This is a genomic window from Stenotrophomonas sp. AGC87 (genome assembly GCF_057333975.1).
Genome location: NZ_JBHFHW010000032.1, coordinates 30678 through 44136, shown reverse-complemented (window position 1 = coordinate 44136; position 13459 = coordinate 30678). Strand labels below are relative to the sequence as shown.

General features: G+C 65.1%; 13 protein-coding genes. 6 read left to right on the top strand and 7 right to left on the bottom strand.

Features of this window, described 5'->3' with window-relative positions:
* Positions 1-376: 376 nt before the first annotated feature.
* Positions 377-3178 (bottom strand): TonB-dependent receptor domain-containing protein, encoded by a 2802-nt coding sequence (locus tag ACE026_RS12940; RefSeq protein ID WP_486039305.1) that lies wholly within the window; start codon positions 3176-3178, stop codon positions 377-379.
* A 203-nt stretch (positions 3179-3381) separates the two neighbouring features.
* Between ACE026_RS12940 and apbC the strand changes: the two genes are divergently transcribed.
* Both apbC and dcd read left to right on the top strand, forming a co-directional pair.
* The gene (apbC, locus tag ACE026_RS12935) at positions 3382-4239 is read left to right on the top strand and encodes an iron-sulfur cluster carrier protein ApbC (RefSeq protein WP_313219000.1); all 858 of its coding nucleotides are present in this window, start codon (positions 3382-3384) and stop codon (positions 4237-4239) included.
* 63 nt (positions 4240-4302) lie between these two features.
* Positions 4303-4875: a dCTP deaminase gene (gene dcd / locus ACE026_RS12930; protein WP_313218999.1), complete on the top strand. Its 573-nt coding sequence runs from the start codon at positions 4303-4305 to the stop codon at positions 4873-4875.
* Positions 4876-5006: 131 nt separating this feature from the next.
* Here the strand turns inward: dcd and ACE026_RS12925 are convergent, their stop codons facing one another.
* From ACE026_RS12925 to ACE026_RS12910, 4 genes are all read right to left on the bottom strand, one after another.
* Positions 5007-5171: a LiaI-LiaF-like domain-containing protein gene (locus ACE026_RS12925; RefSeq protein ID WP_167390309.1), complete on the bottom strand. Its 165-nt coding sequence runs from the start codon at positions 5169-5171 to the stop codon at positions 5007-5009.
* A gap of 15 nt (positions 5172-5186) precedes the next feature.
* Entirely contained in the window at positions 5187-5609 is a 423-nt protein-coding gene (locus ACE026_RS12920) for an HIT domain-containing protein (RefSeq protein WP_121038502.1), read from the bottom strand.
* A complete protein-coding gene (locus ACE026_RS12915) occupies positions 5606-6283 on the bottom strand; it encodes a dienelactone hydrolase family protein (RefSeq protein WP_486039304.1) in 678 nt (225 codons plus the stop codon). Before ACE026_RS12915 ends, ACE026_RS12920 begins: the two co-directional genes overlap by 4 nt.
* 139 nt (positions 6284-6422) lie before the next feature.
* Positions 6423-6632 carry a hypothetical protein gene (locus ACE026_RS12910; protein ID WP_486039303.1) on the bottom strand — a complete coding sequence of 70 codons (210 nt, stop codon included), beginning with the start codon at positions 6630-6632 and terminating at the stop codon, positions 6423-6425.
* A 246-nt stretch (positions 6633-6878) separates the two neighbouring features.
* Between ACE026_RS12910 and rimO the strand changes: the two genes are divergently transcribed.
* Positions 6879-8243: a 30S ribosomal protein S12 methylthiotransferase RimO gene (rimO, locus tag ACE026_RS12905; RefSeq protein ID WP_179458327.1), complete on the top strand. Its 1365-nt coding sequence runs from the start codon at positions 6879-6881 to the stop codon at positions 8241-8243.
* Positions 8240-9073 carry a DUF3025 domain-containing protein gene (locus tag ACE026_RS12900; RefSeq protein ID WP_486039302.1) on the top strand — a complete coding sequence of 278 codons (834 nt, stop codon included), beginning with the start codon at positions 8240-8242 and terminating at the stop codon, positions 9071-9073. Before rimO ends, ACE026_RS12900 begins: the two co-directional genes overlap by 4 nt.
* Positions 9074-9148: 75 nt before the next feature.
* Here ACE026_RS12900 and greB read toward each other — a convergent pair whose 3' ends face one another.
* Together greB and ACE026_RS12890 are read right to left on the bottom strand one after the other, a co-directional pair.
* Entirely contained in the window at positions 9149-9652 is a 504-nt protein-coding gene (greB, locus tag ACE026_RS12895) for a transcription elongation factor GreB (RefSeq protein WP_486039301.1), read from the bottom strand.
* A 55-nt stretch (positions 9653-9707) separates the two neighbouring features.
* Positions 9708-11213, bottom strand: a complete 1506-nt coding sequence (locus ACE026_RS12890) for a helicase HerA-like domain-containing protein (RefSeq protein WP_486039300.1) — start codon at positions 11211-11213, stop codon at positions 9708-9710.
* A gap of 121 nt (positions 11214-11334) precedes the next feature.
* Here ACE026_RS12890 and ACE026_RS12885 point away from each other — a divergent pair, with 121 nt between their 5' ends.
* On the top strand, positions 11335-12939 hold the full coding sequence (locus tag ACE026_RS12885; protein WP_486039299.1) for a transglycosylase SLT domain-containing protein: 1605 nt from the start codon (positions 11335-11337) through the stop codon (positions 12937-12939).
* 114 nt (positions 12940-13053) lie between these two features.
* The gene (locus tag ACE026_RS12880; protein WP_121038480.1) at positions 13054-13395 is read left to right on the top strand and encodes a ribonuclease E inhibitor RraB; all 342 of its coding nucleotides are present in this window, start codon (positions 13054-13056) and stop codon (positions 13393-13395) included.
* The last annotated feature ends 64 nt before the right edge of the window (positions 13396-13459 follow it).

Genomic DNA, 13459 nt, shown 5'->3' with positions numbered 1-13459 from the left:
CGTCCGTGGGAGCGATTACATGACAGGTCGAAGACTTCCTTGCTTCGTCATGGAACGTAACACAGCCTTAACGGCCCTTACACGCCCTTGTCACATGACCATCGGAAATATGCCGGGGAGAATCTATAAAAACGCTTATAAAACAGCAATGTACAAAAATGTAACCGTTTGTAACGGCTGAGAGCATGACGCTTTGCTGAATGGTTGCTGTTGAAATCGTTTGCAGTTTCCCGGCGCGGAGTCGGGGACGCTGTCCGTTGAGAGAGGCATCACGCTGGTTGCAGGTGCGCAAACGCGAAACGCCCCTTTCGGGGCGTTCCGGATGGCGAACCGGCAGGGCAGGGCCCTGCACGGTCGCCGGTGGTGCCTGCGACGATTACTTGCCGAAGTCGTACTTGGCCTGGACGTACACGGCACGGCCGTACGCGTTGTACAGGCCGGTGTTGTACGGCGCACCCGAGGTGCCCAGGTAGCTGTAGGCCTGGCCGTCGGGCATCTTGTTGAACACGTTGTTGACCATCAGCGAAAGCGTCAGGTCGTCCTGTGCGCGATAGTTCACGCTCAGGTTGTACGTGGTGTAGGAACCCCACTTGCCTGCGGCCTTGCCCGATGCCGGGTGGACGTAGTCATAGCCATTGATGCCGGCCAGGTAGTTCGGGGTCTTGCCGATGTAGTTCGCGTACAGCGTGGTGGTGAACTTGTCGACCGACCAGCCCACGGACGCATCGCTGCGGACCTTGGCGAAGTTGTCGTAGTTCCACATCGCGATCGGGTTGCCCAGCAGATCCTGGAACTCCTCGCCCGGCTGCGACTGCACTTCACGCTTGAGCATGTTGGTGTAGTTGGCCGAGAACTGCAGCGAGCCGAAACGGCCGATGTCCTGCAGATACTTGAAGCCGACCGTTACGGCCTGCAGGTTCTGGCGAGCCACGTTCATCTTCGGGGTGTACAGGCTGCTCAGGTTGCCGGCGGCGTCGCGCACGACCCAGTCCGCCACGTTCTGGCAGCTGGCCGAGGAACCGTTCGGCAGGCCGTTGCGGCAGTAGTACTCGGCCAGCAGCAGCTGGTCGGTGCTGGCCGTGTCGACTTCGTTCTCGATCTTCCAGTTGTAGTAGTCGGCCGAGATCGACAGGTTCGGCATCGGTGCCCAGACCACGCCTGCGTTCCAGACGTCGGCCGTGATCGGCTCCAGGTCCGGGTTGCCGGCACGCTCGGAGTACACCGAGACGTTGTCGTGGTAACGGCAGTCGGCGGTGTTGCCCGGTGCATAGCCCAGGGTGCCGCAACGGTAGTAATCGGTCGAGTTGGCCGCGTAGTACCCGCTCTTGCCCTGGAAGGCATCGGACAGGGTCGGTGCGCGGAACGCCGTGCCGTACTTGCCGCGGAACAGCAGGCTGTCGATCGGGCGGTATTCCAGGCCCAGGCTGTAGGTGGCCTTGTCGACGGTGTTGTCGGCGATCTTGAACGCGTCATAGCGACCCGAGGCGGTCACCGTGACCTGCTCCAGGACCGGCATGCGCAGCTCGGAGGTCACCGCATAGTTGCTGCGGTGGCCATTGCCGGCCACGGCCGAGGAACCCCACACCTGGCCATCCAGCAGGCGCTGGTCGGGCGAGTAATCCCAGCCTTCGCTGCCACCTTCGACCACGACCGCGAAGCCGGCGTCACCGCCCGGCAGCGAGAACAGCGAGCCATTGGTGATCTGCACGCGGCCCAGGTTCTGCCAGGTGCGGCTGCGGTTGGTCGCGTAGCCGGTGAAGCTGGCGAAATCTTCCGGCGAGATCGGCGAGTAGAACGCGTCGTAGTTCGGGTTGTAGATGCCCCAGCCGTCAGCCGTGGTGCCCAGCTGCGGGCCCAGAACATGCTCGGCGAAGTAGTTGTTGATCGGGTCCTTCCAACGCATGAACTTGTTCTCGGTGAGCTTGTACTCACCGCGGGTGAAGCTGGCGCTGTAGTCCCAGTTGCCGGCCATGCCCTTCGCGCCCAGGGTCACCTGGTAGGAGCGGCTCTCGTCACTGTTGAGGACGTCGTTGTAGCCCTGGCCACCGATGTCTTCGGGTGCGAATGCGCGCTGCAGGTTCACCACATTGCCCGAGGACTGGTCGTAGAAGCCGCCCATCCCGCTCTTGGTGCCCCACCACAGGTAGCTCGAGCCGGAGGTGTACTCGGTCTTTTCCTTGCTGTACAGCACGTCGGCGAACAGCTGCAGGTTGTCGTTGACGTCGAAGGTCATCGCCGAATAGAACTGGCCGCTGTCCTTGCCGTTCTTCAGCGTCTTGTAGCCGGCGCCGAAGTAGGTGCCGCACGACTGGCCGGTCGGGCGATTGCCCAGCACCGTGGTGCCGCCGAACTGGCTGGCCACGTTGGCGCAGTTGTTCGGGTCCATCATGTACAGGCGGTTGGTATCGGCGTCGATGACGGCGAAATCATTGCTCGGCAGCTGCGCGGTGTAGCCGTTGGCATTGGTGGTGCGGGTCAGGTCGCGCTGGTAGCCCCAGATCGGGTTGCTCGACTCGATCTGCACGTTGACCAGTGCGTTGAAGCGGTCATCGAACGCGCTGAAACCATGCGCGCCGCTGAAGCGCACGCTGTTGCCGCCGCCTTCGGTGTAGGTGCCGCCGCGGACGGAGATGCTGCCGCCGTCCATGCGTTCCTTGAGGATGATGTTGACCACGCCGGCGATGGCGTCCGAACCGTACAGCGAGGACTGGCCGCCCGGCAGGACTTCAATGCGCTCGACGATGTCGATCGGAATGCCGCTGATGTTGTTGAACGTGTCGCCGCCGTTGTACAGCGCCGGGTACGACATCATCGGACGGCCGTTGATCAGGTACTTGGTGTAGCCCGGATTCAGGCCGAACATGCCCGAGGCTTCCGCGCCCTGGGTGAAGGACGCCGAGGTCTGGCCGCCCTGGAGGCCGCCGGTGGTCAGCGAGGACTGCTGCAGGACTTCGGCCACGCTGGTGAAGCCGCGGGTCTGGATGTCCTGCGCGGTGATGGACATCACCGGGGTCTGGGTTTCGATATCGGTCTGCGGAATCAGCGAGCCGGTGACGGTGACTTTGTCCAGCGTCGTGGCTTTATCCTGTGCCATGGCCGGAGCGGCTGCAGTAGCGATCAGGGCGGAGAACAATGCAGCGGCGAGCGTGTTGCGACGTGCGGTGGTGCTGTAATTCATTGATAGTCCATAGAACAAAACAGAAAGCACTGACGCCAATGATTCCCTCCCGGAACGCGCGGAAACGCTCAACGTAGTGCGTTTCGAACGTAACATGAACTTAACGAAAATTGCATGGTTTCGTAGCAATTGAGATTCTCAGTCAGCTGTAGTCAAGGTTGTATAGTGTTGCGTCCCCTTGTTGTGTTTCCGGAGTGCCCGCAGTGAGTGCCAGCCAGACGCGTCGTCCCCACGCCAGCCAAGTGCAGAAGGGGTTGTCGCCACATCCGCGCGTCCGCAACGTGATCGCAGTGGGGTCCGGCAAAGGCGGGGTCGGCAAGTCCACCACGGCGGTCAACCTGGCTGTCGCACTTGCCGCGCTCGGTGCGCGCGTGGGCCTGCTGGATGCCGATATCTACGGCCCCAGCGTACCGGCGATGCTCGGCCTGAGCGGTCGCCCGGAGAGCCCGGACAACAAGTCGATCGAACCGATGCGCGCGTTCGGGGTGGAGACCATGTCGATCGGTTACCTGATCGAGGACGAAACGCCGATGATCTGGCGCGGTCCGATGGCGACCTCGGCGATGACGCAGTTCTTCAACGATACGTTGTGGGACGACCTGGACTACCTGCTGATCGATCTGCCGCCGGGCACGGGCGACATCCAGCTGACGTTGACCCAGAAGATCCCGCTGGCCGGGGCGGTAATCGTCACCACGCCGCAGGACATCGCCACGCTGGATGCGAAGAAGGCGCTGAAGATGTTCGAGAAGGTGGAGGTGCCGGTGCTGGGCATCGTCGAGAACATGGCCGTGCACACCTGCAGCAACTGCGGCCAGGTGGAGCATCTGTTCGGCGAAGGCGGCGGCGAGCGCATGGCTGCCCAGTACGGCGTACCGCTGCTGGGCTCGCTCCCGCTGGAAATCGGCATCCGCGAGCAGGGCGATGCCGGTACGCCGATCACCGCCGCCGCGCCGGCGTCTTCTGCGGCCCAGGCCTATCTGCGCGCGGCCGAGCGGCTGATCGAGGAAGTGGCCAAGCGCCCGCGCGCCAGCATTCCGATTCTGTCGTCGCTGATCTGATTAGAATCGACACCCGGGCGCCCATGGCGGTGCCGCTGTTCCTTTTCGCACCCAGGACCCCCCATGAGCATCAAGAGTGACCGCTGGATCCGTCAGATGGCCGAGCAAAACGGCATGATCGAGCCGTTCGAAGCCGGCCAGGTCAAGCAGGCCAACGGCCAGCGCATCGTCAGCTACGGCACCTCCAGCTACGGCTACGACGTGCGTTGCTCGCGCGAGTTCAAGGTGTTCACCAACATCAACTCCACCATCGTGGACCCCAAGCACTTCGATCCGGGCAGCTTCGTGGACATCGTCGGCGATGAGTGCATCATTCCGCCCAACAGCTTCGCGCTGGCGCGCACCGTGGAGTACTTCCGCATCCCGCGCGACACGCTGGTGGTGTGCCTGGGCAAAAGCACCTACGCGCGCTGCGGCATCATCGTCAACGTGACCCCGCTGGAGCCGGAGTGGGAAGGCCACGTCACCCTGGAATTCAGCAACACCACGCCGTTGCCGGCGCGCATCTACGCCAACGAAGGCGTGGCACAGATGCTGTTCTTCCAGGCCGACAAGGACGATATCTGCGAGACCTCGTACAAGGATCGCGGTGGCAAGTACCAGGGCCAGACCGGCGTCACCCTGCCGCGTACCTGATCCCCCGGACGTAGAGCCGACCGTTGGTCGGCTGCCCTCGCATGATCTGCAACGGCGACCGTCCCGAACGAAAAAAGCGCGGATCGCTCCGCGCTTTTCTCGTTTCAACGGTCGTGGGCCAGCGGCCGGCGTTACTTGCGGCCGAACAGCAACCCGATGCCAACGGCCACCAGGACTACCGGCCACCAGGTGAGGATCAGCTTCCCCATGTTCATGTTGGTCCAGCCCAGATTGCTGGCCAGCAGGAACAGGCCGACGAGGATCAGGACGATGGCGGCGACAAGGTTGGAACGCATCAGGGGCAGGGTCCGCTAGGGCTGGGGCGAATATCCTAGCCGTTCCTTCCAGTGCGCGACACGCTCGGCCAGCACCTGTGGATCAAAACGGTGTGCCTGCCCCTGGCCCCAGACCGGGCCTGGCCACGCCGGATCGCCGACGTGGCGCCCGATGACATGGAAATGCAGCTGGCGCACGATGTTGCCCAGCGAGCCGATGTTGATCTTCTCGACCCCATCGGTGCCTTTGAGCGCCTTGCACGCCCGGTTCAATTCGGTGCGCAGCTTGTCCTGCTGCTCGCCGTCCAGATCGATCCACTCGGTCACGCCACTCAGGCGCGGGACCAGGATCAACCAGGGGTACCTTTCATCGTTCATCAATCGCACTTGCGATAACGGCCCTTCTGCTACCAGTACGCTGTCGGTGGCCAGGCGTGAATCCAGTTCGAACTCGCTCATCCAAGATGCTCCGCAAAGAAGTCCAGGGTGCGTTCCAGCGCCAGGTGGGCGCTGTCTGGATCATACGCATGTCCGACGCTGCGGTTGAAGGCGTGATCGGCCGGGTAGACGAAGGTGGCCATCTGCGGCAGCTTCTCGCGGTGGGCTTTGATCGCCTCCGGCGGGATGCTCTTGTCCTGCGCGCCGAAGTGGAACATGACCGGCGCCTTGGGCGTCTCATCCAGGTACTTCACGTTGCGGGCCCCGTAATAGCTGACCGAGGGCAGGCCCAGGCGCAGCGCAGAGAGCAGGGCGATGCTGCCGCCCCAGCAGTAGCCGACGGTGCCGACCTTGCCGGCCGGAGCCAGCCGCGAGGCGGCCGCCCGCACGATCTCCAGCGCCTTTTCAACCCCGAGCTCGTCGACCATGGCCAGGCCGGTGGCCACGCCATCGCTGTCGTAAGGCAGTTCCGGCGGTTCGGTGCTGTCCGGGGCCGACTCGGCCAGATCGAAGAACGACGGGGCCAGCACGGCATAACCCTTGGCGGCGTAATCGTCGGCCACCGCGCGGATGTGCGGGTTGGCGCCGAAGATCTCCTGGATCACCACCAGCCCCCCGCGCGGCTTGCCTTCCGGCGTCGCCTGCCAGGCGCGGACCGGTCCGTAATGCGTATCGAGTGTGATCCACTCACCCATGGTGCGAGACTCCCGTTGGTTCAGGCATTCATTATCGGCCCCGCGCGGGTTAGCGCGATGTCAGGGGGCATGCCGGATCTGGCGGGATCGGCCCGATCCGCGCCATGAAAGGAGGCCGCAGCGGGCCGGGCAAGTCCGATCAATCTTCCATAGGGCGGTAGGTTCCCCAACCCATGACGTCGTAGTACTTCTGGCACGCCTCATCGAACGTACTGGCTTCAAATGCGTCCAGCTGGCTTAGCTCGCCTTCCCAAAGGCCCTGCGCCACCTGCTCTTTGATTCTCCCCTCCGGAACCATCCCGATTGTCTCTCCATCGGACGTCGCCGCCTTCCATACCTCGTATCGCATTGGCCTCTCCATGAGGTTTCCAGAACACGACCGAGTCTAGACAGGGACGGCCGACCGGGGAGAGCAAAGACTGTCGCCCTTGGGAAGCGGCCGGATCGCAAGGTGGCGTGCGGGCGGGATCTGGCGGGATCAACCCGATCCGGTTCAGGGGCGCGGGCTGAACGCCGGTATACTTGCCGCCGTTTCCGGCCCCAGGTCCCCACGTCATTCCGGCATGGGCCCAGGCCCCCAGAGTCCTTGCGATCCATGTCCCAGCTGAACCCCAAAGTCGGCTTCGTCAGCCTTGGCTGCCCGAAGGCCCTTGTCGATTCCGAGCGCATCCTCACCCAGCTGCGGTCCGAGGGCTACGACATCGTTCCCTCCTACGACTCGGCCGACGTGGTGGTGGTCAACACCTGCGGCTTCATCGATTCGGCCGTGACCGAGTCGCTGGATGCGATCGGCGAGGCGATGAACGCCAACGGCAAGGTCATCGTCACCGGCTGCCTGGGCAAACGCCCGGAGCAGATCCGCGAGGCCTACCCGAACGTATTGGCGGTGTCGGGCCCGCAGGACTACATGAGCGTGATGGAGGCCGTGCACGCCGCGCTGCCGCCCAAGCACGATCCCTTCGTGGATCTGGTGCCCGACTACGGCATCAAGCTGACCCCCCGCCATTACGCCTATCTGAAGATTTCCGAAGGCTGCAACCACACGTGCAGCTTCTGCATCATTCCCTCGATGCGCGGCAAGCTGGTCTCGCGCCCGGTCGATGAGGTGCTGCGCGAAGCAGAGCGGCTGGTGCGTGGTGGCGTCAAGGAACTGCTGGTGGTCTCCCAGGACACCTCGGCCTATGGCGTGGATGTGAAGTACGCCGAGCGCATGTGGCGCGACAAGGCCTACCAGACCCGCCTGAAGGCGCTGTGCGAAGGCCTGTCCGAGCTCGATGCCTGGACCCGCATGCATTACGTGTACCCGTACCCGCACGTGGACGAGATCGTGCCGCTGATGGCCGAGAACCGGATCCTGCCGTACCTGGATATCCCGTTCCAGCACGCCAGCCCGCGCATCCTCAAGCTGATGAAGCGCCCGGGCGCGGTCGACAAGACCCTGGAGCGCGTGCAGCGCTGGCGCCAGCTCTGCCCGGACATCACCGTGCGCTCGACCTTCATCGTCGGCTTCCCGGGCGAGACTGATGCCGAGTTCGAGGAGCTGCTCAGCTTCCTGGACGAAGCGCAGTTGGACCGCGTCGGCGCGTTCGCCTACTCGCCGGTCACCGGCGCGACCGCCAACGATCTGCCCGGTGCGGTGCCCGAAGAAGTGAAGCAGGAACGCCTGGCACGCTTCATGGAACGCCAGGCGGAGATCTCCGCCGCGCGCCTGGAAGCCAAGATCGGCACCGTGCAGCAGTGCCTGGTCGATGCCATCGAAGACGGTATCGCGGTGGCACGTTCGAAGGCCGATGCGCCGGAGATCGACGGCCTGGTGCATATCCAGAACGCCGATGAAGCCAAGCTGCGTGTCGGTCAGTTCGTCGATGTCGAGATCACCGAGAGCGACGATCACGACCTGTTCGGTGACGCGATCATCGCGGCAGAAGCGCGCAAGCCGTTCGATCTGCAGGTGCTGTGATCGCAGTGGCGACGGCTGCCGATATCGGCGGTCGTCGCCGTTTCATCGCACCGCCGCGCGACGCGGTGGATGCGGCCTGCTTCGCGCAGCCGATCTACGCGGGGTTGGGCGGGTTCCAGGACCTGATGCTGGCGCCGAGCTGGCCCACCATTGCATCGCTCGATGCGCACCTCGCGCTGCCCGACACGCATCTGGCCGAGCAGGACGAGAAGCTGCTGGCCGACGGCCTGCACTATGAAACCCGCATTGCCGAGCGCGGCCAGATCGCCACGCGTGCGGACAACTGGCACGACCTGTTCAACGCCCTGATCTGGGCGCGTTACCCCGACATCAAGCGCGCCCTCAACCGGCAGCAGTGCCGGCACATCGCGGCGATGGCGCCAGGGCAGCGCAACCGCGCGCAGGCGGCGTTGACCCAATTCGACGAGAGCGGCGTGATCGTGCGTGTGCGCGAACCGGCGCTGCTGCGTGCGTGGGACCGGCACGATTGGGCTGCGCTGTTCGTGGACGGGGCAGGGCAGTGGCGACACGGCGACATCGCCGTCGCGGCGGTGATCGGGCATGCGCTGCTGGAGCAGGCCTTGGTGCCGGAGCGCCTGCTGGTCGGCAAGTGCGTGGTGGTGAAGGGCGATGACGATGCCACCGCGATTGCGGCGGTCGCGCAGGCAATCGCGGACGGCGTGCTGCTCAATGACCCCCTGGAACTGCGGCCGTTGCCGTTGGCGGGTATACCCGGGTGGCACGCGCGACAGGAGGCGGCCTTCCATGCGCGGGCCGACTACTTCCGCCCGTTGCGCGAAGGCCGTGTGTATCCCGCAGCGCTGGGATGATGCGGCGGTGGCTTTTACCCCCGCTGGTTTCCGGCGTCACGTGTAGATCCACGCCATGCGTGGATGCACACCCTTTCAGCCCGGGTATGCCACCGACAGGATCGCGAACCCATGGCGGCCGCTGGGTAGCTCCACCTCGAACTCATCGTCCACCCGCTTCTTCAGCAGCGCGCGGGCCAACGGCGAATCGATGCTGATCCAGCCCGCACCGGCATCGGTCTCGTCCGGGCCGACGATGCGATATACGTGGATGTCGCCCGAGTCGACGTTCTCCAGCTCGATCGTCGCGCCGAAGAACACCGCGTTCGGATCGGTCGGCGCGGTATCGACAATGCGCAGCGCTTCCAGCCGCTTGGTCAGATAGCGCACGCGCCGGTCGATCTCGCCCAGCTGCTTCTTGCGGTAGGTGTACTCGGCATTCTCTGAGCGGTCGCCTTCCGCGGCGGCGGCGGCCAATGCCTTCACCACCTCCGGGCGCTTGTATCGCCACAGTTCGTCCAGTTCGGTCTTCAACCGCTGGTGGCCCTGTGCGGTGATCAGGGCCGTGCTTTTTTCCGCGGGGGGACGCCAACGCGACATCAGGTCTGCTTGTGCTCGTCAAAAGGTGCCGCGCCACTCGGCGCGACACGAAGTATCAGCGCTTTCCGCCGAAAATACCGCCGAGCAGGCCGCGCACGATCTGGTTGCCCAGCTTGGTGCCGACGGTGCGCGTGGTCTGCTTGGCCATGGTTTCGATCATGCCCTGGCGGCGCTTGGTGCCGAAGATCGCATCCTTGATGCTCTGGCCGAAGCCACCTTCCTGCGCCTCGTCCTGCTGGCGGGTACGGGCTTTGGGCGCATCGGCCTGTTCGACGGTCTTCTGCGCGCGCTGCGCCAACAGTTCGGCTGCCGATTCGCGGTTGATCGCGGTGTCGTAACGGGTACCGACCGGGCTGCCCGCGCGCACCTGCGCACGTTCGGCCTCGGTGATGGCGCCCATCCGGCAACGCGGTGGCGCGATCTGGGTCTGCTGCACGGGCGAGGGGATGCCCTTGTCCTGCAGCGTGGACACCAGCGCTTCGCCGGTACCCAGCTTGGCCAGCGTGGCGGCCACATCCAGCTTCGGGTTGGGCACGAAGGTTTCGGCGGCGACCTTCACCGCTTTCTGGTCGCGCGGGGTGAACGCACGCAGCGCATGCTGCACGCGGTTGCCGAGCTGGCCGAGAATGTTGGCCGGCACGTCATCCGGGAACTGCGAGCAGAAGTACACGCCCACGCCCTTGGAGCGGATCAGCCGGACCACCTGCTCGATGCGCTGCACCAGCGCCGGCGGTGCGTCATCGAACAGCAGGTGCGCCTCATCGAAGATGAAGACCAGCTTCGGCTTCTCCAGATCGCCCACTTCCGGCAGCGTTTCGAACAGCTCCGAGAGCAGCCACAGCAGGAAGGTCGAATACAGCCGCGGCTTGAGCACCAGCTGGTCGGCGGCGAGGATGCCGATCACGCCGCGGCCATCGTGGTTGACGCGCATGAGGTCGGCCAGCTCCAGCGCAGGCTCGCCGAAGAACGCTTCGCCGCCGTCCTGTGACAGGCGCAGCAGTGAGCGCTGGATCGCCGCCACGGTCTGGGCACTGACCAGGCCATATTCGGTGGAGATGTCCTTGCGCTCCTCGGCGACCAGGCCGAGCAGGGCGCGCAGATCATCCAGATCGAGCAGCAGCAGGCCGCGGTCGTCGGCGAGCTTGAACACGATGTCCAGCACGCCGGCCTGGGTATCGTTGAGTTCCAGGATGCGCGCGAGCAGGGTCGGGCCCATTTCACTGACCGTGGTGCGTACCGGGTGGCCGAGCTTGCCGTACAGGTCCCAGAAAATGGTCGGGCTGGCAGCGGGCGCGTAGTCGGCCACGCCGAGTTCGGTCGCGCGCTGCAGCAGCGCCTCGGTGCCGGCACCGGGCACGGCCAGGCCGGACACGTCACCCTTCACGTCGGCCAGGAACACCGGTACGCCGATCCGCGAGAAGCCTTCGGCCAGTGTCATCAGGGTGACGGTCTTGCCGGTGCCGGTCGCGCCGGCCACCAGGCCGTGGCGGTTGCCCAGCCGCGGCAACAGGGTCACGGGGATATCGTCGGTGATGCCTTTGCCGAGCAGAATCGGATCCATGGTCAACTCGCAGTGTGAATAGGCGGGATTCTAAACGTCGGCGTTGGCCGGCCGGCAGACGGGTTGCCCCGATGCAAGCGGCGCGGCTACTCTGCCCCATCGTTCGCACACAGTGCCAAAAATGCCCGTTCCTGTCTTGCTTGTCCGTGGTTGGCCGCTGTTGGCTGTTGCCGCGATGCTGTCGATCGTCCCCGAGGCCCATGCCCAGCGCGTCTCCGCCCGCGACAAGGCCAAGGTGGAGGCGCTCGACCAGCGCATGACAGCCGCCGAGAAGCGCTACAACGCGGCGCTGGTGCTGGTGAACAATGCCGACCCCAAGGGCACCAACGAGGCCGACGCCGCGTTGGAGGACATGGAGGATGTGATCAGCGCCTGTGTGGCCCAGAAGGGCTGCCAGGTCAGCAACCTGCTGCCGACCTACAAGCGCCTGCTCAAGAGCAACGCCGACAGCCAGCAGGACAGCGAGGACGGCACGGCCATCGCCGACGGCACCCTGCTGGAGGCCGACCCGGACCATGTCGGCCCGCTGGCCGCCGATGTGCCCGAGGCGGCCCGCGCCGCAGCGCTGCTCAACGACAAGCGGCACGCCTTCGACACCATGGTCGAGTACAACCCGGCCGTGCAGGCGGGCATCCGCCGCTGGCTGACCGACATGCGCCCGGCGCTGCTCACCAGTTACGAGAACTACCAGAACCTGCGTGCGGTGATGTGGCCGGAGTGGGAAAAGCGCGGCCTGCCCGAAGCGCTGCTGTTCGGGATCATGGCCAAGGAATCCAACGGCCGCGTGCACGCCTCCTCGCGTGCCGGCGCCGCCGGGCTGATGCAGTTCATGCCCGCCACCGGGCGTCGCTTCGGGCTGGGTCCGGACGGCACCGGCTTTGATACGCGCTTTGATGCCCGCAGCGCGGCCGAGGCCAGCGCGACCTACCTCAACGAACGCATGCGTGAGCTCAACAACAGCGTCGAGCTGTCGCTGGCCGGTTACAACGGCGGTGAAGGCCGCGCCATCCGCGTGTTCCGCCAGTACCCGGGGCAGGGCTTCTGGACCGACAGCGTCTACAACCAGTTCCCGGGCGAGACCAAGGACTACGTGCCGATGGTGATCGCCGCGGCGTGGATCTATCTGCACCCGCAGCAGTACGGCGTGGAGTTCCCGAAGATCAGCGCGCAGCCGGCCACCATCCGCCTGGCCAAATCGACCACGATCTACGAGCTGACCATCTGCCTGGGCAGCAGCGGCACCCGGGACGGCTACATGCGCGCCTTGCGCAACCTCAACCCGCGTTATGAGGCCGACGGCTGGATTCCGGCCGGCACCACCATCAACGCGACCACCCGCATCGCCGGCCTGTACAACCGGTTCTGCGTCAGCGGCCCGCGCGCCGATCTGGCCCGCACCCTCATCACCGCCGACCTCAATGCGGCGATCGTTCGCCCCACGGCGGTCAGCTACACCGGCAACGTGGCCGTGGGCAGCGTGGTTCCGGTCGCCCAGGCGCAGGCCATGCCTGCGGTGACCCCGGCCGCGCCGGTGGCCGTCCCGGCCGCCAAGCCCAAGGCCAAGCCGGCCCGCAGTTACAAGGTCGGTAAGGGCGAGACCCTCGGCAAGATCGCCGCCAGGTTCCAGTGCGATGTACCGACCCTGGCCCGGGCCAACGGCCTCAAGGCACCCGCCTATTCGCTCAGGCAGGGCCAGAGCATCAAGCTGCAGGGCTGCGACAAGTAAGCCATAACCGGGTAGGCTCGCCGGCATCACGCCTGCGGCCGCCCGGCCCAGCACATCCATCGCAGCGTCGGCCACGTGCCGGCGCTCACCGCAACACGCATACAGGACAGCCAGATGGATATCACCGCAATCAACGAGATGTTCGCCAACATCCGTGAAAACACCGATTGGGACCTCAACGGCCCGATGCTGTGGGGCTACTTCTTCGTCAACACCACGCCGGAGCCGCTGCACGGCTTGGGCGAGAAGCTTGTTGAACTGGGGTATACCCTGGTGGAGGTGTTCGAACCGGACCTTGAAGAAGGCGAAGACCCGTACCACGTGCTGCACGTGGAGCGCGCCGAGGTGCACACCGAAGCCTCGCTGGATGCCCGCAACCATGAGCTGCAGGCCCTGGCCGAAGCGAACGGCGTGGAAGACTACGACGGCATGGACGTCGGCCCGGTCGAGATCTGATCGCAGCGGAACGTCTCACACAAAAAAACGCCCCGGTTTCCCGGGGCGTTTTTTTGTGGGCGTG